Annotated in this window: 13 protein-coding genes; 10 read left to right on the forward strand and 3 right to left on the reverse strand. The window is 67.0% G+C overall.

Annotated features, from left to right (window positions below; genetic code table 11):
* The first annotated feature begins 41 nt into the window (after positions 1 to 41).
* From ccmI to ACZ5TO_RS04500, 8 genes are all read left to right on the forward strand, one after another.
* Positions 42 to 1,178: a c-type cytochrome biogenesis protein CcmI gene (ccmI, locus tag ACZ5TO_RS04465; protein ID WP_464799696.1), complete on the forward strand. Its 1,137-nt coding sequence runs from the start codon at positions 42 to 44 to the stop codon at positions 1,176 to 1,178.
* Positions 1,175 to 1,624 carry a cytochrome c maturation protein CcmE gene (ccmE, locus tag ACZ5TO_RS04470; RefSeq protein ID WP_184146997.1) on the forward strand — a complete coding sequence of 150 codons (450 nt, stop codon included), beginning with the start codon at positions 1,175 to 1,177 and terminating at the stop codon, positions 1,622 to 1,624. The genes ccmI and ccmE overlap by 4 nt, the downstream gene beginning before the upstream one ends.
* The gene (locus ACZ5TO_RS04475; RefSeq protein WP_464799697.1) at positions 1,621 to 3,606 is read left to right on the forward strand and encodes a heme lyase CcmF/NrfE family subunit; all 1,986 of its coding nucleotides are present in this window, start codon (positions 1,621 to 1,623) and stop codon (positions 3,604 to 3,606) included. Before ccmE ends, ACZ5TO_RS04475 begins: the two co-directional genes overlap by 4 nt.
* On the forward strand, positions 3,603 to 4,064 hold the full coding sequence (locus tag ACZ5TO_RS04480; RefSeq protein ID WP_464799698.1) for a cytochrome c-type biogenesis protein: 462 nt from the start codon (positions 3,603 to 3,605) through the stop codon (positions 4,062 to 4,064). The genes ACZ5TO_RS04475 and ACZ5TO_RS04480 overlap by 4 nt, the downstream gene beginning before the upstream one ends.
* A gap of 118 nt (positions 4,065 to 4,182) precedes the next feature.
* Positions 4,183 to 5,748, forward strand: coding sequence for a Do family serine endopeptidase (locus tag ACZ5TO_RS04485; protein WP_464799699.1), 1,566 nt, complete (start codon positions 4,183 to 4,185; stop codon positions 5,746 to 5,748).
* 245 nt (positions 5,749 to 5,993) lie between these two features.
* On the forward strand, positions 5,994 to 6,677 hold the full coding sequence (locus ACZ5TO_RS04490; RefSeq protein ID WP_184147005.1) for a response regulator transcription factor: 684 nt from the start codon (positions 5,994 to 5,996) through the stop codon (positions 6,675 to 6,677).
* 4 nt (positions 6,678 to 6,681) lie between these two features.
* Positions 6,682 to 8,106, forward strand: coding sequence for a sensor histidine kinase (locus ACZ5TO_RS04495; protein WP_464799700.1), 1,425 nt, complete (start codon positions 6,682 to 6,684; stop codon positions 8,104 to 8,106).
* A 33-nt stretch (positions 8,107 to 8,139) separates the two neighbouring features.
* On the forward strand, positions 8,140 to 11,091 hold the full coding sequence (locus tag ACZ5TO_RS04500) for a bifunctional [glutamine synthetase] adenylyltransferase/[glutamine synthetase]-adenylyl-L-tyrosine phosphorylase (RefSeq protein WP_464799701.1): 2,952 nt from the start codon (positions 8,140 to 8,142) through the stop codon (positions 11,089 to 11,091).
* A gap of 262 nt (positions 11,092 to 11,353) precedes the next feature.
* Here the strand turns inward: ACZ5TO_RS04500 and ACZ5TO_RS04505 are convergent, their stop codons facing one another.
* Both ACZ5TO_RS04505 and ACZ5TO_RS04510 read right to left on the reverse strand, forming a co-directional pair.
* Positions 11,354 to 13,702, reverse strand: coding sequence for a PAS domain-containing sensor histidine kinase (locus ACZ5TO_RS04505; RefSeq protein ID WP_184147030.1), 2,349 nt, complete (start codon positions 13,700 to 13,702; stop codon positions 11,354 to 11,356).
* Between the two features lie 117 nt (positions 13,703 to 13,819).
* A complete protein-coding gene (locus tag ACZ5TO_RS04510) occupies positions 13,820 to 14,545 on the reverse strand; it encodes a helix-turn-helix transcriptional regulator (protein ID WP_464799702.1) in 726 nt (241 codons plus the stop codon).
* 71 nt (positions 14,546 to 14,616) lie between these two features.
* Here ACZ5TO_RS04510 and ACZ5TO_RS04515 point away from each other — a divergent pair, with 71 nt between their 5' ends.
* Entirely contained in the window at positions 14,617 to 14,985 is a 369-nt protein-coding gene (locus ACZ5TO_RS04515) for a VOC family protein (RefSeq protein ID WP_464799703.1), read from the forward strand.
* A 9-nt stretch (positions 14,986 to 14,994) separates the two neighbouring features.
* Here the strand turns inward: ACZ5TO_RS04515 and pepN are convergent, their stop codons facing one another.
* Positions 14,995 to 17,643 carry an aminopeptidase N gene (pepN, locus tag ACZ5TO_RS04520; RefSeq protein ID WP_464799704.1) on the reverse strand — a complete coding sequence of 883 codons (2,649 nt, stop codon included), beginning with the start codon at positions 17,641 to 17,643 and terminating at the stop codon, positions 14,995 to 14,997.
* 238 nt (positions 17,644 to 17,881) lie between these two features.
* Between pepN and ACZ5TO_RS04525 the strand changes: the two genes are divergently transcribed.
* Complete coding sequence (locus ACZ5TO_RS04525; RefSeq protein WP_464799705.1) at positions 17,882 to 20,179, forward strand: xanthine dehydrogenase family protein molybdopterin-binding subunit; 2,298 nt, start codon at positions 17,882 to 17,884, stop codon at positions 20,177 to 20,179.
* Positions 20,180 to 20,289: the final 110 nt, after the last annotated feature.

Raw genomic sequence — 20,289 nt, forward strand, 5'->3', positions numbered from 1 at the left:
GGGAATTGGAAACGTCCTGCGCTTCCAGTATTTGAACGGTCATGCTGTTCTGGATTCTCGTCGCCTTCCTGACGGCGGCCGTCGCCGCCATCCTGCTTCTTCCTCTTCTGCGGCGCCCCGGGGCGGCGGCGGACGACACCGGCCATGACGTCGAGGTCTACCGCGACCAGCTCGAGGAGCTGAAGCGCGACGAGGCGACCGGGCTCATCGCCGCCGGCGAGGCCGAGCTTGCCCGCGCGGAAGTCGCGCGCCGGCTGATCACGGCGACGAAGGCGGAGAAAAGCCGCCGCGACGCGCCGGCACGGCGCAACCGGCTGGCGCAGGCCTTCATCATCGTCGCGCTGCCGGCCATCGGTCTCTGTCTCTATCTCGCGACCGGCCAGCCGGGCCTTCCGGCCCAGCCGCTCGCCGAGCGCCTCGCTCATCCGGGCAGCGATATCAGCATCCTCGTTGCGAAGGCCGAGACCCATCTGGCGGCCAATCCCGACGACGGGGAGGGCTGGGACCTTCTCGCGCCGATCTACTATCGCAGCGGGCGGATGGAGGATTCGGCGAACGCCTTCCAGCAGGCGATCCGCCTTCTCGGCCCGACCACCGACCGGCTCGACGGCTATGCGGAGGCGCTGATCGCGCTCTCGAACGGCATCGTGACGACGGATGCGCGCGCCCGGCTGGAGGAATCGCTGAAGCTGAAGCCGGACAATCCGCGCGCCCGCTACTATCTCGCGCTTGCACTGGAGCAGGAGGGCAAGCGCCCCGAAGCGCGCGCCGCCTTCGAGGCGCTGGTGAAGGATTCGCCGAAGGACGCCGCCTGGCTGCCGCTCGTCGAGACCCATATCGCGGCGCTCGACGGAAAGGCCGCCACGCAGACGGACGGCGCGCCCGGCAACCCGACCGCCGACGACGTGGCGGCGGCCGAGGACATGTCGGCCGGCGACCGCCAGCAGATGATCGCCGGCATGGTCGAGGGGCTTGCGGCGAAGCTTGAGGAAAATCCCGACAATTTCGAGGGATGGATGCGCGTCATCCGTTCCTATGTTGTGTTAAATCAAAAACCGAAGGCGCAGGCGGCGCTAAGGACGGCGCTGAAAACCTTCCCGGCGGACAGCGAAAACGGAAAACAGCTCCTGGCGCTCGCCCGGGACCTGTCGATTTCGGCCGAGGGTAGCGGACAATGACACGCAAGCAGAAACGTCTGGCGGTTATCGGCGGCGGCGTCGCCTTCCTCGTGGCGGCGGTGCTGCTCGTCATGTTCGCCTTCAGCCAGTCGATCGCCTATTTCTATGTGCCGGGCGACCTCGCCAAGGCCAATGTCGCGCCCGGAACGCGCATCCGCCTCGGCGGGCTCGTGGAGAACGGCACGGTCAGGCGCGGCGAAGGCTCGACCATCACCTTCACGGTGACCGATACGCTGGCGACGGTGCCGGTGACCTATACGGGCATCCTGCCGGATCTCTTCCGCGAGGGGCAGGGCGTGGTGGCCGAGGGCGCCTTCGGCACGGACGGGCTTTTCGTCGCCGACACGGTACTCGCCAAGCATGACGAGACCTATATGCCCAAGGACGTGGCCGACCGCCTCAAGGCGCAGGGCGTCGAACTTTCCGGCAAGGAAACGATCAAATGATCATCGAGCTCGGACATTATGCCCTCGTTCTGGCGCTGGCGACGGTGATCGTCCAGTTCGTGCTGCCGGTGATCGGCACGGCGCGCGGCGACCGCGCGCTGATGGCCGTGGCGCCCGCCGCGGCGCTCGCCGGCTTCTTCCTCGTGCTCTTCTCCTTCTCCGTGCTGACCTTCGCCTATGTCGTCTCCGACTTCTCGGTGGCCAATGTCTGGGAGAACTCGCATTCGCTGAAGCCGCTGATCTACAAGATCTCGGGCGTGTGGGGGAACCACGAGGGCTCGATGATGCTGTGGCTGCTCATCCTGTCCTTCTTCAGCGCGCTGGTCGCGACCTTCGGCGCCAACCTGCCGGAACGGCTGCGCGCCAACGTGCTGGCGGTGCAGGGCCTCATCTCCGTCGCCTTCGCGCTCTTCATCCTGCTCACCTCCAATCCGTTCCTGCGCCTTGCACCGGCTCCGGCCGAGGGGCGGGACCTCAATCCGGTGCTGCAGGACATCGGCCTCGCGATCCACCCGCCGCTCCTCTATCTCGGCTATGTCGGCTTCTCCGTCTGCTTCTCCTTCGCCATCGCCGCGCTGATCGACGGGCGCATCGATGCCGCCTGGGCGCGCTGGGTCAGGCCCTGGGCGCTCGCCGCCTGGAGCTTCCTGACCGCCGGCATCGCCATGGGCTCCTACTGGGCCTATTACGAGCTCGGCTGGGGCGGCTGGTGGTTCTGGGATCCGGTGGAGAACGCCTCGTTCATTCCGTGGCTTGCCGGCACGGCGCTCCTCCACTCCGCGCTCGTCATGGAAAAGCGCGAGGCGCTGAAGATCTGGACCGTGCTGCTGGCGATCCTCACCTTCTCCATGTCGCTGCTCGGCACCTTCCTCGTGCGCTCCGGGGTGCTGACCTCGGTGCATGCCTTCGCGACGGACCCGACGCGCGGCGTCTTCATCCTCGGCATCCTCGTCTTCTTCATCGGCGGGGCGCTGTCGCTCTTCGCCTTCCGGGCCGCGACGCTGAAGGCCGGCGGTCTCTTCGCGCCGATCTCGCGCGAGGGCGCGCTCGTCCTCAACAACCTGATCCTGACGACCGCGGCGGCGACCGTGCTGACCGGCACGCTTTATCCACTGGTGCTGGAAGCGCTGACGGGCGAGAAGATCTCCGTCGGCCCGCCCTTCTTCAACCTCACCTTCGGCGGCCTCATCCTGCCGCTTTTGCTTGCGGTGCCGTTCGGCCCGCTGCTCGCCTGGAAGCGCGGCGACGTGTTCGCGGCCGGCCAGCGGCTCTTCGCGGCCGTCGGCGTTGGCCTCGTGCTGGCGGCCGTCGTCCTCTACATCCATAGCGGCGGGCCGGTGCTCGCCTATTTCGGCCTCGCCATCGGCTTCTACATGATCGCCGGCGCGGTGACGGACCTGTGGCTTCGCGCCGGGATCGGCAAGGTCAAGGGCAGCGTCGCCTTCCGCCGGCTCATCGGCCTGCCGGGCTCGGCCTTCGGCACGACGCTCGCCCATATCGGCATCGGCGTGACGGTGATCGGCATCGTCGCCGCGACGGCCTTCCAGACGGAACATGTCGTGGAGATGAAGCCGGGCATGCAGGTGGAATCGGGCGGCTATACGCTCGTCTTCGAAGGCATGCGGCAGGGGCAGGGGCCGAACTACACGGAAGAATCCGGCCACTTCAACGTCATGCGCGGCGGCGTGACCGTCACCGACATCTGGTCCTCGAAGCGCCTCTACATGGCGCGGCGCATGCCGACGACGGAGGCCGGCATCCGCACCTTCGGCCTCAGCCAGCTCTATGTCTCGCTCGGCGACGCGATGGCCGACGGCGGCATGGTCGTGCGCGTCTGGTGGAAGCCGATGATCCTGTGCATCTGGATCGGCGCGCTGATCATGATGGCGGGGGGCGCGGTCTCGCTCTTCGACCGGCGGCTGCGCGTCGGCGCGCCGCAGAAGGTGCGCAAGGTCAAGCCCGTGCTGGAGGCGGCCGAATGATGCGCCGCCTCGTCCTTGCCGCCGTCTTCTTCCTCTCTGCGCTCCCCTCCGCCTTCGCCGTCAATCCGGACGAGGTGCTGGCCGACCCGGCGCTGGAGGCGCGTGCGCGTGCGCTTTCGGCCGAGCTTCGCTGCATGGTCTGCCAGAACCAGTCCATCGACGATTCCAACGCCGACCTTGCCCGCGACCTTCGCCTTCTCGTGCGCGAGCGGCTGAAGAACGGCGACAGCGACGAGGCGGTGATCGACTATGTCGTCTCGCGCTACGGCGAGTTCGTGCTTTTGAAGCCGCGCCTTCGCGGCGAGACGCTGCTTTTATGGGGCGCGCCGGTCGTGCTGGCGCTCGCCGGGGCGACGGCCATGCTGCTCTTCGCCCGCCGGCGCGGCGGCAAGCCGACCGGAACGCCGCTTTCCGAGACGGAAAAGGCCGAGCTGGAACACGCCCTGCGCGGCGACTAGGTTTTTCCCAACATTACGAAAAATTCATGCCGCGGATAGTGCACCGTAATGTGTCCCGGCCTATCTCTTTTCCATCGGTTGCCGAACGCAGCCACGAGACAAGAGAAAAGGTGCAAGAATGTCAAAGATCTCCGCATTCCGTCCGGGCCTCAAGACCGCGCTGAAGGCCTCCACGGTCGCCGGCCTTGCGGCCGTCATGCTGGCCACCGGCATTCCCGCGCGCATCAACCAGAGTTTCGCCGATCCCGTTTCCGTCCAGGCTCCGCAGGTCGCGAGCTTCGCCGATGTCGTGCAGGCCGTTTCCCCCGCCGTCGTTTCCGTCCGCGTCCAGTCCGACGTGAAGCCGGCCAACGACGAGAGCAATTTCTCCTTCAACTTCGGCGGCCGCGGCTTCGACGAGCTTCCCGACGACCATCCGCTGAAGCGCTTCTTCCGTGAATTCGGCGGCCAGGACGATCCGCACGGCGACCGCGGCCCGGATCGCCGCTTCGGCGACCGCCGCGGCCCCGGCCACAAGCCGCATCTGCGCCCGACCGCGCAGGGCTCCGGCTTCTTCATCTCCGAGGACGGCTACATCGTCACCAACAACCACGTCGTCAAGGACGGCGCGGCCTTCACCGTCGTGATGAACGACGGCACCGAGCTCGACGCCAAGCTCGTCGGCAAGGACACCCGCACGGACCTCGCGGTCCTCAAGGTCGACGAGAAGGACAAGCGCAAGTTCACCTATGTGAGCTTTGCCGACGACAGCCAGATCCGCGTCGGCGACTGGGTCGTGGCCGTCGGCAACCCGTTCGGCCTCGGCGGCACGGTGACGGCCGGCATCATCTCGGCCCGCGGCCGCGACATCGGCTCCGGCCCCTATGACGACTACCTCCAGGTGGACGCCGCCGTGAACCGCGGCAATTCGGGCGGCCCGACCTTCAACCTCAACGGCCAGGTCGTCGGCATCAACACCGCGATCTTCTCGCCGTCGGGCGGCAATGTCGGCATCGCCTTCGCTATTCCCTCCACCGTCGCCAAGGGCGTCGTCGCCGACCTGATGAAGGACGGCAAGGTCGATCGCGGCTGGCTCGGCGTGCAGATCCAGCCGGTGAGCCGCGACATCGCCGACTCGCTCGGCCTTGCCGACGCCGCCGGTGCCCTCGTCGTCGAGCCGCAGGCCGATTCCCCCGGCGCCAAGGCAGGCATCAAGAAGGGCGACGTGATCACGGCGCTCGACGGCGAGCCGGTCAAGGACCCGCGTGACCTCGCCCGCCGCGTGGCCGACATCGCCCCCGGCACGAAGGTCGACGTCACGCTGTGGCGCGACGGCAAGTCCCAGAACGTCCCGGTCGAGATCGGCACGCTTGCCGGCGAGCAGATCCAGGCTTCGACGAGCACCGACGAGGCTGCACCTGCCGAGGAGAACAGCGAACAGGCGCTCGCCGACCTCGGCATCTCGGTGACGCCCGGCGACGACGGCCTGACGGTCTCCTCCGTCGATCCGGACTCCGACGCCAGCGACCGCGGCCTCAAGGAAGGCGACCGCATCACCTCCGTCAACAACCAGGCCGTCAAGTCGGCCGACGACGTGATGAAGGTGATCGAGGGCGCCCGCAAGGACGGCCGCTCCAAGGCGCTGTTCCAGATCGAGACCAAGGACGGCAGCCGCTTCCTGGCGCTGCCGATCGACCAGGGCTGATCGGCTCGATGACTGCGTGCGGCGCCGCGGGACCGGAAGGTTTCGCGGCGTTGCCGTATCAGGCCTGCCCCTCATCCCCCTGCCGGGACCTTCTCCCCGCAGGCGGGGAGAAGGGGGAAAACGGCGAGGCTTTCCTTCCTCGCCCCGCTTGCGGGGAGAGGATGCCGGCAGGCAGGTGAGGGGCAGGTTCGCCCTTTAAAACGGTCCCGTTCCGACTCGGGGCATCATGCGCTAGGGTTGAGGCCATGAAGATATTGATTGTTGAAGACGATCTGGAGGCGGCGGCCTATCTGTCGAAGGCTTTCCGCGAGGCGGGCATCGTGCTCGACCATGCGAGCGACGGCGAAAGCGGCCTGTTCCTTGCCACCGAGAACAGCTACGACGTGCTGGTCATAGACCGCATGCTGCCGCGCCGCGACGGCCTGTCGCTGATCACCGAGCTGCGCCGGCGCAACATCCACACCCCCGTCCTCATCCTCTCCGCCCTCGGCCAGGTGGACGACCGCGTGACCGGCCTTCGCGCCGGCGGCGACGATTATCTTCCCAAGCCCTACGCCTTCAGCGAGCTTCTCGCCCGCATCGAGGTGCTCGGCCGGCGCAAGGGCACGCCCGAGCAGGACATGGTCTACCGGGTCGGCGACCTGGAGCTCGACCGCCTCTCCCACACCGTCAAGCGCGCCGGAAAGGAAATCCTCCTCCAGCCGCGCGAATTCCGCCTGCTCGAATATCTCATGAAGAATGCGGGGCAGGTGGTGACGCGCACCATGCTGCTCGAAAACGTCTGGGACTATCATTTCGACCCGCAGACCAACGTCATCGACGTCCATGTCTCGCGGCTGCGCTCGAAGATCGAGAAGGACTTCGACCAGCCGCTGCTGCGCACCGTGCGCGGGGCGGGCTACATGATGAAGGACGAGGCGGCGGGCTGAACCCATGCAGCGATTGCTCGGCCGGCTGACCGCCCTCTACCGCACCACGGCGGTGCGTCTTTCGGCGGTTTATCTCCTCCTCTTCGCCGCCTGCGCGGCCTTCCTCGTCTTCTACGTCTCCTCCATGTCGGAACGGCTGCTGCAGCAGCAGATGCACGAGGCGGTGGCGCAGGAGGCCGGCCAGATCGAGCGCATCTTCGACAACAGCGGCATGAACGGCCTCCTGCGCACGCTGGAGCGCCGCGCCCGCCAGCCGGGCGCCAACCTCTACATCATCGCAAGCCCGAGCGGCGAAGTGCTGGCCGGCAACGTCGCCGCCATCCAGCCCGGCGTGCTCGACACGGAAGGCTGGACGGACACGCCCTTCCGCTACCAGCGCTACCAGGAGGAGGCGCGCGGCACCAGCCGCCCCATGGCCTATGCACAGGTGATCGTGCTCTCCAACGGACTGCGCGTCCTCGTCGGCCGCGACCTCGGGGAACCTGAGACGTTCCGCAACCTCGTGCGCCAGGCGCTGATGGTGGCGCTCGGCGTGATGGGCGTCGGGGCGCTCGCCATCTGGTATCTCATCGGCCGCAACGCCTTGAAGCGCATGGACCGTATGTCGGACGCCAGCCAGCGCATCATGGCCGGCGACCTCTCGCAACGCCTGCCGACGAGCGGCTCGGGCGACGAGTTCGACCGCCTGTCGGAATCGCTCAACACCATGCTCGGCCGCATCGAGAAGCTGAACGAGGGGCTGAAACAGGTCTCCGACAACATCGCGCATGACCTGAAGACACCGCTGACGCGCCTGCGCAACAAGGCCGAGGCCGCGCTTGCGGCGGGCGATGTTGCCGAGCACCGCACGGCGCTGGAGGAGATGATCGGCGAATCCGACCAGCTCATCCGCACCTTCAACGCGCTGCTGATGATCTCGCGCGTCGAGGCCGGGCAGGCGCCGGCGGAAATGAGCGCGGTCGATATCAGCGGCATCGCCCATGACAGCGCCGAGCTTTACGAGCCCGTCACGGAAGATGCCGGCCTCGGCCTCGTCACGGAGATTGCGGACGGCATCGAGATCAAGGGCAACCGCGAGCTCGTCGGCCAGGCGCTCGGCAACCTCATCGACAACGCGATCAAATATGCCGAGGGCAGCGGCGGCGAGCCGGAAATCCGCGTCTCGCTTGCAAGACGCGGCGGCGACGTCGTCCTCTCCGTTGCCGACAGCGGCCCCGGCGTGCCGGACGACAAGCGCGAGGAGGTGGTCAAGCGCTTCGTGCGGCTCGATGCCAGCCGCTCCAAGCCCGGCACGGGCCTCGGCCTTTCCCTCGTCGGCGCCGTCATGGAAATGCATCACGGCCGGCTGGAGCTGGATGCCACCCATCCCGGGCGGGAAAACAATCGGGGGCTGACCGTGAGGATGGTTTTCCCCGTGCTTCCGGACTGATACACCTTTTCGCCGACACGGCGAGGAGACATCATGAGCGTGACGGAAGCGACGCGGTTTTCCGATCTTTCGGCCAGCCCGATCCGGCCCCTGAGCCAGACGGAGGCCAAATCGGTCCTTTCCGACCTCAAGGACTGGGGCCGGGACCACGCCGCCATCGCCCGGCTTCTTGGCGAGGAAGGCCCGCTGAAGGACTTCATCGTCGCGGCCTTCTCGCTCTCGCCGTATCTCCGCGATACCGCCCGCATCGATCCCGGCCTTCTCGCCCGGGCGCTGGAGGAGCCGATCCTGCCGGCCATCGAGGCGGCGATCGCCCGCGCCCGCGCCGCATGGCGGACGGAGGAGGGGGAGGTGACGGAGGCTGCGCTGATGACGCGGCTGCGCGTCGCCAAGCGCGAGGTCGCCTTCCTCACCGCGCTTGCCGACCTTGCCCGCATCTTCGACGCGCGCCGCACGACGGCGCTCCTGACGGCGCTTGCCGAGGCCGCGACCTCCGCCGCCATCGACCATCTCCTCCTTGCGGCGCATGAGAGCGGCAAGCTGAAGCTGCCCGATCCCGCCCGTCCGAGCGAGAAATCGGGCCTCATCGTGCTCGGCATGGGAAAGCTGGGCGCCGCCGAGCTCAACTATTCCTCCGATATCGACCTCGTCGTCTTCTTCGATCCGATGGCCGATGTCGCGGCCGATCCGAGCGAGGCCGTCGAGACCTTTTCACGGATCGTGCGCCGCCTCATCCGCATCATGCAGGAGCGCACGGCGGACGGCTATGTCTTCCGCACGGACCTGCGCCTGCGCCCCGATCCCGGCGCGACGCCGCTCGCCATCTCCTTCGATTCGGCCATGCTCTACTACGAGAGCCGCGGGCAGAACTGGGAGCGCGCCGCCTTCATCAAGGCCAAGCCGATTGCCGGCGACCTTGCGGCGGGCGCGGCCTTCCTCAAGGGCCTCGTGCCCTTCGTCTTCCGCAAATATCTCGACTATGCGGCCATTGCAGACATCCATTCGATCAAGCGGCAGATCCATGCCCACAAGGGCCACGGCGAGATCGCGGTGAAGGGGCACAACGTCAAGCTCGGCCGCGGCGGCATCCGCGAGATCGAGTTCTTTGTGCAGACCCAGCAGTTGATCGCGGGCGGCCGCGTGCCGGCGCTGCGCCTGCGCGCCACCGAGCCGATGCTGGCCGAGCTTGCGAAAGCCAACTGGATCGACGCGGCGACGGCGGCGGAGCTGACAGAGGCCTACTGGTTCCTGCGCGACGTCGAGCACCGCATCCAGATGGTGCGTGACGAGCAGACCCATCTCCTGCCGGAGACCGAGGCGGAACTGAAGCGCATCGCCTTCATGCTCGGCTTCGAGGACACGGCCGCCTTCTCGAAGCGGCTCGTCGAGGTGCTGCGCACGGTCGAGCGCCGCTATGCCGCGCTCTTCGAGCAGGAGGCGAAGCTCTCCTCCGAGACGGGCAACCTCGTCTTCACCGGCCAGAACGACGATCCCGATACGCTGGAGACCTTGAAGCGGCTCGGCTTCGAGCGCCCGTCCGACATTTCCCGCACCATCCGCACCTGGCATTACGGCCGCTACCGCGCAACGCAGTCCGTCGAGGCGCGCGAGCGGCTGACGGAGCTGACGCCGGAACTGCTGCGCGTCTTCGGCGAAAGCAAGCGGGCGGACGAGGCGCTGCTGCGCTTCGACAATTTCATCTCGGGCCTTCCGGCCGGCATCCAGCTCTTCTCGCTGCTGGGCAACAATCCGGCGCTGCTCTCCCTCATCGTCAACATCATGTCCTCGGCGCCGAAGCTGGCCGAGATCATCGCGGCAAAGCCCCATGTCTTCGACGGCATGCTCGATCCCGGCCTTCTCGCCGAATTGCCGACGCGCGCCTATCTTGCCGAACGTATCGAGGGCTTCCTTTCCGGCGCCCGGCACTATGAAGACATCCTCGATCGCCTGCGCATCATCGCCGCCGAGCAGCGCTTCCTCATCGGCATCCGGCTCCTGACCGGCGCGATCACCGGAAAGCAGGCCGCGCGCGCCTTCACCCACGTCGCCGACCTCATCGTCGCCGCGACGCTGAAGGCGGTGCTGGCGGAGATCGAGGCGGCGCATGGTAAATTTCCCGGCGGGCGCGTGGCGCTGGTCGGCATGGGCAAGCTCGGCAGCTTCGAGCTGACCGCCGGCTCGGACATCGACCTCATCCTCCTCTACGACCACGACAACGACGCCTTCGAGTCCGACGGTCCCAAGCCGCTCGACAACATCCGGTATTTCACCCGCATCACCCAGCGGCTGATCGCGGCGCTCTCCGCCCCGACGGCCGAAGGTGTGCTCTACGAGGTCGACATGCGGCTGCGCCCCTCCGGCAACAAGGGCCCCGTCGCCACACGCATCACTTCGTTCGCGAAATATCAGGCGGAGGAGGCCTGGACCTGGGAGCACATGGCGCTGACGCGCGCGCGGCTTCTTACCGGCGACGAGAGCCTGATCGCCGAGGCGGAGGAAATCCTCCGCACGGTCCTCGCCCGCAAGCGGGACACGGCGAAGATCGCCAAGGACGTCGCGGAAATGCGCGCCCTCATCGACGAGGAGAAGCCGCCGAAGGACATCTGGGATTTAAAGCTCATTGCCGGCGGGGTGATCGACATCGAGTTCATCGCCCAGTTCCTCGCGCTGGTCGCGCCCGCGCGCGGCGCGCCGCAGCCGGAAAGGGCGTTGCCGACGGGCGAGGCTTTGGCCATCCTCGGTGCGGCGATGATGGACGAAAACGACCTCGACACGGTCCAGAAGGCGCTGTCGCTCTATACGGAGATATCGCAGATCGTGCGCCTGTGCGTCGACGGCGGCTTCGACCCGAAGGAAGCCCCCGCCGGCCTCATCGACCTCGTCTGCCGGGCCGGCGACTGCCCGGACCTGCGTACGCTGGAGGCGGAGCTGCGGCGGATTTCCAAGGCGGTGCGGAAGATTTTCCAGGGGGTGGTGAAGGGGTAGGCGCACATGGAGGGGAGATGGTTCACTCACACCCGCCCGCTCATTCATTCACCTCAACATACACAAACTCTCCCTCTCTCGCGCGCGTCTTTCCCTTTTTCTCTCCCACCTCTCCTTTGTCATCCTCGGGCTTGACCCGAGGATCCACACCTCTCCGCACGCCTTGAGTTCGTGGCATGGATCCTCGGGTCAAGCCCGAGGATGACGTCGGTGGTTGGGTGGCGGTGTGTCCCACGCACGGTAAAGCGCCGGTGTACCCTTTTTACGCGGCCGCCAGATGCAGCGCCGCCAGCCGCTCGCGGTCGGGGATGCGCACGGAGATGATCGTGCCCTTGCCCTCGACGGAATGGATGCGCATGGCGCCGCCGTGGAGGTGGGCCAGCGAGCGGGAGATGGCGAGGCCGAGGCCGGAGCCGCCCTTGCTCTTGGCGTACTGGCTCTGCACCTGCTCGAAGGGCTGGCCGATCTTCTGGAGGGCGGATTTCGGGATGCCGATGCCGGTGTCGGCGATGGTGAGCGTGACGGCGCCTTCGACGCGGCGCGCGCGCACCTCGACCCTGCCGCCCGGATTGGTGAACTTCATGGCGTTGGAGAGGAGATTGAGCAGGATCTGCTTCATCGCCCGCCGGTCCGCGACGGTGAGGAGATGGGACGGGCAGGTCTGCCGCACGTCGATCTCCTTCTTCTCCGCCTGGAGCATGGTGAGGCGCATGGTCTCCTCGATCAGCGGGGCGAGGTCCACCGTCTCGCAGCTCAGGCGCAGGTGCCCGGCCTCGATCTTCGACATGTCGAGGATGTCGCTGATGACGTTGAGCAGGTGCTTGCCGCTCTCGTGGATGTCGCGGGAATATTCGCGGTACTTGTCCGAGCCGATGGGGCCGAACATCTGGTTCTGCAGGATCTCGGAGAAGCCGAGGATGGCGTTGAGCGGCGTGCGCAGCTCGTGCGACATGTTGGCGAGGAATTCGGACTTGGCGCGGTTGGCCGCCTCGGCGCGCTCCTTCTCCGCCTGGTAATTGGCATTGGCCAGCGACAGCTCGGCCTTCTGGCGCTCCAGCTTGGCGCGGGAGGCGGAAAGGTCGCCGATGGTCGCCATCAGCCGCCGCTCGGATTCGCGCAGGCGCACCTGATGGCGCTTCATCATGGTGATGTCGGTACCGACCGAGACGAGGCCGCCGTCGCGCGTGCGCCGCTCGTTGATCTGCAGCCAGCGCTCGTCGGCAAGCTGCACTTCCGTCGTCTGCGAGATGCCGGTGCCGTCGGCGTCCGCGATGCGGCGCTCGATGACCGGGCGGGCGGCCGCGGCATGCACCGCCGCGCGCTCCGTGCCGGGCACGAGAACGTCGTCCGGAAGGCCGTAGGCCTGCTGGTAATGGGCGTTGCACATGACGAGCCGGTCGTTCTTGTCCCACAGCACGAAGGCTTCGGACGTGCATTCGATGGCGTCGGCAAGGCGCTGGTCGGCCTCCTGGTAGCGCTGGGCGAGCCGGTGCTGCTCGGTCACGTCCATGGCGATGCCGATGATGTGCATGCGGCCCGACGCCATGCGGATGACCTGCGCGCGGGCGCGCAGCCAGACATAGTGGCCGTCGGCGTGGCGCATGCGGAAGACCTGCTCCACCTGCCTCGCCTCGCCGCGGGCGACGGAACGGGCGACCTGGTAGATGCCGTCGTCGTCGGGATGCATCAGGCGCGCGGCATCGCCGAAGGAGAGCACGCTGTCGCGCGGCGGCATGCCGAGCATCTCGTACATGGAGCGCGACCAGAACAGCCGGCGGCTGGCAAGGTCGAAGTCCCAGAGGCCGCAGCGCCCGCGGGCGAGCGCCGTTTCCACGCGCAGGTTCGATTCCGCGAAGATCGCGTCGGCGTCGCGCGCGCGCTTGGCCTGGATGTAATAGGCATAGAGGATGACGAGCAGGATGGCCGAGATGCCGGCGAAGAGCGTGACGTTCAGCGCCACCTCGTCGCGCCAGAACACGGCAAGCTGGCCGATCGGGTTGGCGACGACGACGAAGCCGCCCTTGCGCGGCATTTCCACGAGCGCGGCATAGTAGTCGCCGCCGTCGATGCCGGTGCGGAAGACGCCGGCCTGCGGGCCGAAATACTGGCTGGCCGCCAGCTCCGGCGAGAAGCGCGCGAGCGACTGGCCGACATAGCGCGCCGCCGCCAGCGAGGCGCCGAAGACCCGCCCGTCCTCCGCGACGAAGAGCACGATGCCGCCGGGCTGAAGGCGATCCTGCGGCAGATGCACGGAAAGCGCGGCCTCGACGGCCATGCGGTCGGAGGCGGCAAGGCTGTCTGCCAGCGGGCCGGAGAACACCGCGCCCACGGCCATCGCCGTCAGCGAGGTCGCATCCCTGACGCCCGTGTCCATCCGGTCGTGCTCGACGATGATGCCGGCCATGCGCGAGACGGCCACCACGAACAGGAAGGCGATGATCAGGATCGGTATCGACCGTTTCAGCACGGGCTCCGCCCGTGCCAGGTGCCGTGCGGCAGGTCCGGCGAAAATCTTCGCCTGTCCCGTCAACTCATCTTCCCAGGCCGCCATTCCCGGAAATCTGAGACGAGTCCACCCGCCGGCTGCGCGTCCTCGTTGCGCGTCCGCCATCGTCATAAACCTTGTACCCTCTCGTGATTCGGCGCGCCGCTCGCCCGAATCTGCCCTAATGAATCAATTGTGATTCGGCTTGTCCAGAGGAAAAGGTAACGGACTTTTAACCAATTCTTATGGTTGGGAAATTGCATCCGGCGGCGGGGCGGCCGGCCGGCGCGGGCCGGGTTCGCTCTCGCGCCATTCCTTCAGCATCGCCGCGCGCCGGCGCGGCGGCCGCGCCTCCAGCAGCGTGAGGCCCAGCATGCGGTCGGTGCGGAAATGGCGATAGGCCTGCCGCCGCTCGCACCAGGCGACGAGGATGCGCGTGTCCTCGAAATAGCCGAGCGCCACCGGCCAGACGATCCGCTCGGTGACGGCGCCCGCCGCATCGGCATAGGAAAGGCGCAGCTTGCGCTCCCGGCGGATCGCCGCGCGCAGCAGCGCAAGGTCGACGGTCTCGCTGTCGACGATCTTGCGCGGGCCGACCAGCAGCGCCGTGTTCTCCAGCTCCTCGCGAAGCTCGGCCGGCAGCACGGCGGAAATCTTGGCGAGCGCATCCGTCGCCGCTTTCGTCACGGGCGCATCGGCGAATTTCTCCACCCAGCGGAAGCCGAGCATCAGGGCCTCCAGCTCGCCTTGCGAAAACATCAGCGGCGGCAGCATGAAGCCGGGGCGCAGCACATAGCCGACGCCGGGCTCACCCTCGATATCGGCGCCTTGCGCCTGAAGCGTGGCGATGTCGCGGTAGAGCGTGCGGATGCTGACGCCGAGCTCGGCGGCGAGCGTCGCGCCGCTGACGGGCCGGCGATGGCGGCGCAGGACCTGGAGGAGGGAGAGCAGTCGTTCGGATCGGGCCATGGCAGGATACTGCCAATTTCTGGCAGCGGTGTCGACTAGGATCATTCCCGTCAACACGAAAGGAAGACCCCATGATCTCCCCCAATCTCATGATCCTCTATGTCGAGAACGCGCCGGCAAGCGGCCGCTTCTACGAAACGATCTTCGGCACCGCGCCGCAGGTGCTGTCGCCGGGCTTCGTGTCCTTCCGGTTCCCCAACGGCCTTGGCCTCGGCCTGTGGTCGGCCAGCTCGCCGGAATTCGTGTCGGGCGGCACGGGCCACCGCGGCGAGATCGCCGTCGTCGTCGACGACGATGCGGAAATCGACCGGCTGCATGACGAGTGGCGCGCGGCGGGCGTGACGATCGAGCAGGCGCCGTTCACGGCCGTCTTCGGCCGCACCTTCGTCGCGCTCGATCCCGACGGCCACCGCATCCGCGTCTGCCCGCCGGACAAGTGAGCCGACAGCTCACGCCTTCAGCATGCGCTCCACGATGTCCGACACGTCGGAGGAGAGCTTCTCGCCCGCAGCGATCGCGCGCAGCGCGTTGCGGGCGTGGTCCGAGCGCACCTCTTCCAGCGCCCGCCAGGAGCGCATGGAGGTAAGGATGCGGGCGGCAAGCTGCGGGTTCTTCGGGTCGATCTCGAGGATCTGGTCGGCAAGGAAGCGGTAGCCCGCGCCGTCCGCCCTGTTGAAGCCGGTCGGGTTGGAGAAGGCGAAGGTGCCGACGAGCGCGCGCACGCGGTTCGGGTTCGCCTTGTTGAAGAGCGGGCTTTCCATCAGCGCCTTGACGCGGTCCAGCGCGCCGTCGCCCGGAATGGTCGACTGGATGGAGAACCACTTGTCGATGACCAGCGCATTGTCGGCAAAGCGCGCGCGGAAGGCCTCCAGCGCCTCTGCCGTTTCCGGTGCATCCGGGAAGCGGTGGGCAAGCACCGTCAAGGCGGCGCTGAGGTCCGTCATGTTGTCGGCGCTGGCGAAGGCTTCCGCCGCGCGGGCCGGCGTGCCGTCCGAGACGGCGAGATAGGCGAGCGCCGCATTGCGCAGCGCGCGGTGGCCGGCGCCCGAAGCATCCGGCGTGAAGGCGCCTTCGGTGTGGTGGCCCGAAAAGAGAGCGGCGAAGACGGCGGGGTCGCGGTTCGCCACGAAGGCGAGCACGGCTTCGCGCCCGGTGCGGATGGCGTCCGGGTCGTTGTTGCTGCCGAGCTCGCGGGCGATGTCGGATTCGGAGGGAAGGGCGAGCGCCTGTGCGCGGAAGGCAGGCTCCAGGCTCTCGTCGGCGGCGATGGCGATCAGCGTATCGGCCAGCACGTCGCTCGTTTCGACCGGCGCGCCGGCGCGCGCCTTGCGGGCGGCATCGACGAGGGTCGGAAGCGCAAGGTCGTTCAGCGCCTGCCAGCGGGCGAAGAGGTCGCCGTCATGCCGCGCGATATGGGCAAGGTCCGCGGCAGCCTGCTCGAAATGCAGGTTGATCGGCGCGGAAAAGCCCCGGTTGAGCGAGACGACCGGGCGCGAGGCGATGCCGGAGAAGGTGACGGTCTGGCGGCGCTCGGTCAGGTGCAGCACATCGCCGGTCACGTCCGCGCCGCTGACGGCGAAGGGGCTGGCTTCCGAACCGTCGGTGAGCAGCAGGCCGAAGCGCAGCGGAATGTGCATCGGCTCCTTGACGCTCTGGCCGGGCGTCGGCGGGATCATCTGCTCCAGCGAGAGCGTGAATTCGCCCTTGCCCTGGTCATAGGCCGAGGAGACGCTGACGAGCGGCGTGCCGGCCTGGTTGTACCAGAGCGAGAACTGGCTAAGGTCGACGCCGTTGGCATCCTCGAAGCATTTCACGAAATCCTCGATCGTCGCGGCATCGCCGTCGTGACGCTCGAAATAGAGGTCCATGCCCTTCTTGAAGCCGTCCTTGCCGAGGATGGTCGCGATCATGCGCGTCACCTCGGAGCCTTTTTCATAGACGGTCGTCGTGTAGAAGTTGTTGATCTCGCGGTATTTCGTCGGGCGCACCGGGTGAGCGAGCGGCCCCGCATCCTCCGGGAACTGCTCGGATTTCAGGTGCCGCACCTCGGCGATGCGCTTGACGGCGCGCGAGCGCTGGTCGGCGGAGAACTCGTGGTCGCGATAGACCGTCAGGCCTTCCTTGAGGCAGAGCTGGAACCAGTCGCGGCAGGTCACGCGGTTGCCGGTCCAGTTGTGGAAATATTCGTGGGCGATGATCGCCTCGATATTCGCATAGTCCTGGTCGGTGGCGATTTCCGGGTCGGCCAGCACGTATTTGTCGTTGAAGACGTTGAGCCCTTTGTTCTCCATGGCGCCCATGTTGAAGTCGGAGACGGCGACGATCATGAAGATGTCGAGGTCGTATTCGCGGCCGAATACCTCCTCGTCCCATTTCATGGAGCGCTTCAGCGCGTCCATGGCATAGGCCGCGCGCGGCTCCTTGCCGTGCTCGACATAGATCTTCAGCGCCACCTCGCGGCCGGACATGGTGACGAACGTGTCTTCCACCACGCCGAGGTCGCCGGCGACCAGCGCGAAGAGGTAGGAGGGCTTCGGGTGCGGGTCGAACCAGGCGGCGAAGTGCTTGCCTTCGCCATAGCCCGCGCCGCCGAGGAAATTGCCGTTGGAAAGAAGCAGCGGGCAACTCGCCTTGTCGGCGATGATATTGACCGTGTAGACGGCCAGCACGTCCGGCCGGTCGGGGAAATAGGTGATGCGGCGGAAGCCTTCCGCCTCGCATTGGGTGCAGTAGACGCCGTTGGCGCGGTAGAGGCCCATAAGCTGTGTGTTGGCCTCGGGATTGATCATCGTGGTGACGGTGATCTCGAAGGGCTCGCTTGCCGGCAGGTCGCGGATCGTCAGGCTCTCGGGCGTCGCGTCGTAGCGCGCCTTGTCCATCTCCATCTGGTCGAAGAGCAGGCTCGTCATGACGAGTTCGTCGCCGTCGAGGACGAGCGGGGCGGAAGGATAGGCGCCTTCGCGGCGGTGGAAGATCAGCCGCGCCTCGACCTTCGTTTCGGTCGGGTCGAGTTCGAAGGTCAGGTCGACGCGTTCGAGAACGAAGTCAGTCTGGCGATAATCTGCCAGATGGATGATCCGGCCGTTCTCTGTCCGCATGGTATGTCCCGTCTCCTGCTGCCCCGGCCTGTCCCGTTTTCATACAACCGGGCGGTTCGCCGGGACCCATTGCCCCCAAATTCCACCGATTGATATGCTTATTCGCTTAACATCTCATTGCCAGCGACGCTTCGATCACAACTTTGTTCCACAGGGGAACGAACGGGAAGGGGTCGACAACGCGCCGATCCGCACTAGATTTGGCTCTCCCGTCTTTCAATCTCAGGACATCGCCGTCATGGACACCATAGCACCGAAATTCGGCGTGGGCGCCTCCGCTTTGCGCAAGGAGGACCTGCCGCTCCTGAAGGGCGAGGGCGCCTATACCGGCGATATCGTGCGTCCGGGCGAGTTGCGCGGCTTCGTCCTGCGCTCGCCCCATGCGGCGGCGACCTTCCGCATCGTCTCGACCGAGGCGGCGGAATCAGCGCCCGGCGTGCATCTCGTCATGACGGCGGCCGACGTCGCCCATCTCGGCGACGTGCCCTGCCTTGCGCAGGTCATCCAGCCGGACGGCACGAAGCATCCGCTGCGGGGCACGCCGGTGCTCTGTCGCGAGCGCGTGCGCCATGTCGGCGACGCGGTCGCCTTCGTCGTCGCCGACAGCCAGGAGGCGGCCGAGGACGCCGCCGAGCTCGTCGAGATCGACTGGGACATGGACGAGGCGAATGTCTCGCTCGCCGAGGCCGGCGGGGAAGGTGTACCGCTCGTCTGGCCCGAGCTCGGCTCCAACCTCGCCTATCGGCACCAGACGGGGGACGCGGCGGCCGTGGAGAAGGCCTTCGCCGCGGCCGAGCGGGTCTCCGAAATCACCGTCGTCAACAACCGCCTCGTCTCCAATTATATGGAAACCCGCGCCGCGCTCGGCGAATGGAATGAAGAGGCGGAGGAATTCACGCTCACCTGCGGCTCGCAGGGCGTGCATGGCGTGCGCAATTCGCTGGCGCGGCACGTCTTCGGCGTCGATCCGGAGAAGATCCGCGTCGTGACGCCCGATGTCGGCGGCGGCTTCGGCACCAAGGCTTTCAACTACCGCGAATATCCGCTGGTCATGGAAGCGGCGAAGCGTCTCGGCCGGCCGGTGAAGTGGGTGGCGAGCCGCGGCGAGCATTTCCTTGCCGACGCGCATGGCCGCGACAGCATCGTCCATGCCGCCGTGGCGATGACGGCGGAGGGCCGCATTACGGCGCTGCGCATCCGCATGGATGCGAACATGGGCGCCTATCTTTCGCAATACGGGCCGATGATCCCCACCATGGCCTCGATCATGGCGACCGGCGTCTACGACATCCCGCTGCTCGACATGCATATCCGGGCCTTCTACACCAACACCACGCCGGTCGATGCCTATCGCGGTGCCGGAAGGCCCGAGGCGGCCTATGTCATCGAGCGGATGGTCGATACGGCCGCACGCGACCTCGGCCTCTCGCCGGAAGCCTTCCGCCGCCTCAACTTCATCCGCCCCGAGCAGTTTCCCTACCGCACGGCCGGCGGCCGGCTCTACGATGTCGGCGAATTCGACGGCCACATGACGCTTGCCATGGAACGCGCCGGCTGGGCCGATTTTCCGGCCCGCGCGACAGAAGCGAAGACGCGCAGGCGCATCCGCGGCATCGGCCTTTCCACCTATGTGGAGGCCTGCGCCTTCGCCGGCTCCGAGCCCGCGCATATCCGCCTCGAGGGCGACGGCACGATCACCCTCTTCATCGGCACGCAGACCAACGGACAGGGCCACGCCACCGCCTACAGCCAGTTCATCGCCGAGAAGATCGGCATCGATTTCGACCGCATCACGGTGCGGCAGGGCGATACGAAGGACCTTGCGAAGGGCGGCGGCACGGGCGGCTCGCGCTCCATTCCGCTGGGCGGCGCCTCCGTCGCCGCGGCGAGCGAGGACCTCGCGCAGAAAATGAAACGCATCGCCGGCGAGGAGCTGGAGGCCGCGGTCGAGGATATCGAGCTGGTGGCGGGCGAGGCACGCGTCGTCGGCACGGACCAGGCGCTGGATTACGCCGCCATCGCCCGCGCCGCAAAGAGCGGCGACGACCTTGTCGCGGTCGCCGAATTCGTGCAGGACGAGGCGACCTATCCGAACGGCACCCATGTGGTGGAGGTCGAGATCGACCCGGAGACCGGGACGACGGAGATCGTCAACTACCAGGTCGTCGACGATTTCGGCCTGACGGTGAATCCCGTCCTGCTGCTTGGCCAGGTGCATGGCGGCATCGTGCAGGGTATCGGCCAGTGCCTCACCGAAGAGGCGGTCTATTCGCCGGACGGCCAGCTCCTGACGGCGAGCTTCATGGACTACGGCATGCCGCGCGCCGATCTCCTGCCCTTCTTCCGTTTCGAGACGCGCAACGTGCCCTCGACGACCAATGCGCTCGGCATCAAGGGCGCGGGGGAGGCTGCCACCATCGGGGCCTGTCCCGCCGTCATGAATGCCGTGGTCGATGCGCTTTACCGCGAGAAGGGCATAACCCATATCGACATGCCGGCGACGCCGCAGAAAGTCTGGATGGCGCTCAACGCTTAGGGCGCCATTCGATCAAAAATATCCGCGAAACATCAGCAGAATTGATGCCACCGGCCGGGCAATCCCGCTAGACTTGAAATCCTGCGGGCCGCTTCGACGGCTCCTTTCGA

It is taken from the genome of Shinella sp. Sh6 (assembly GCF_055392685.1).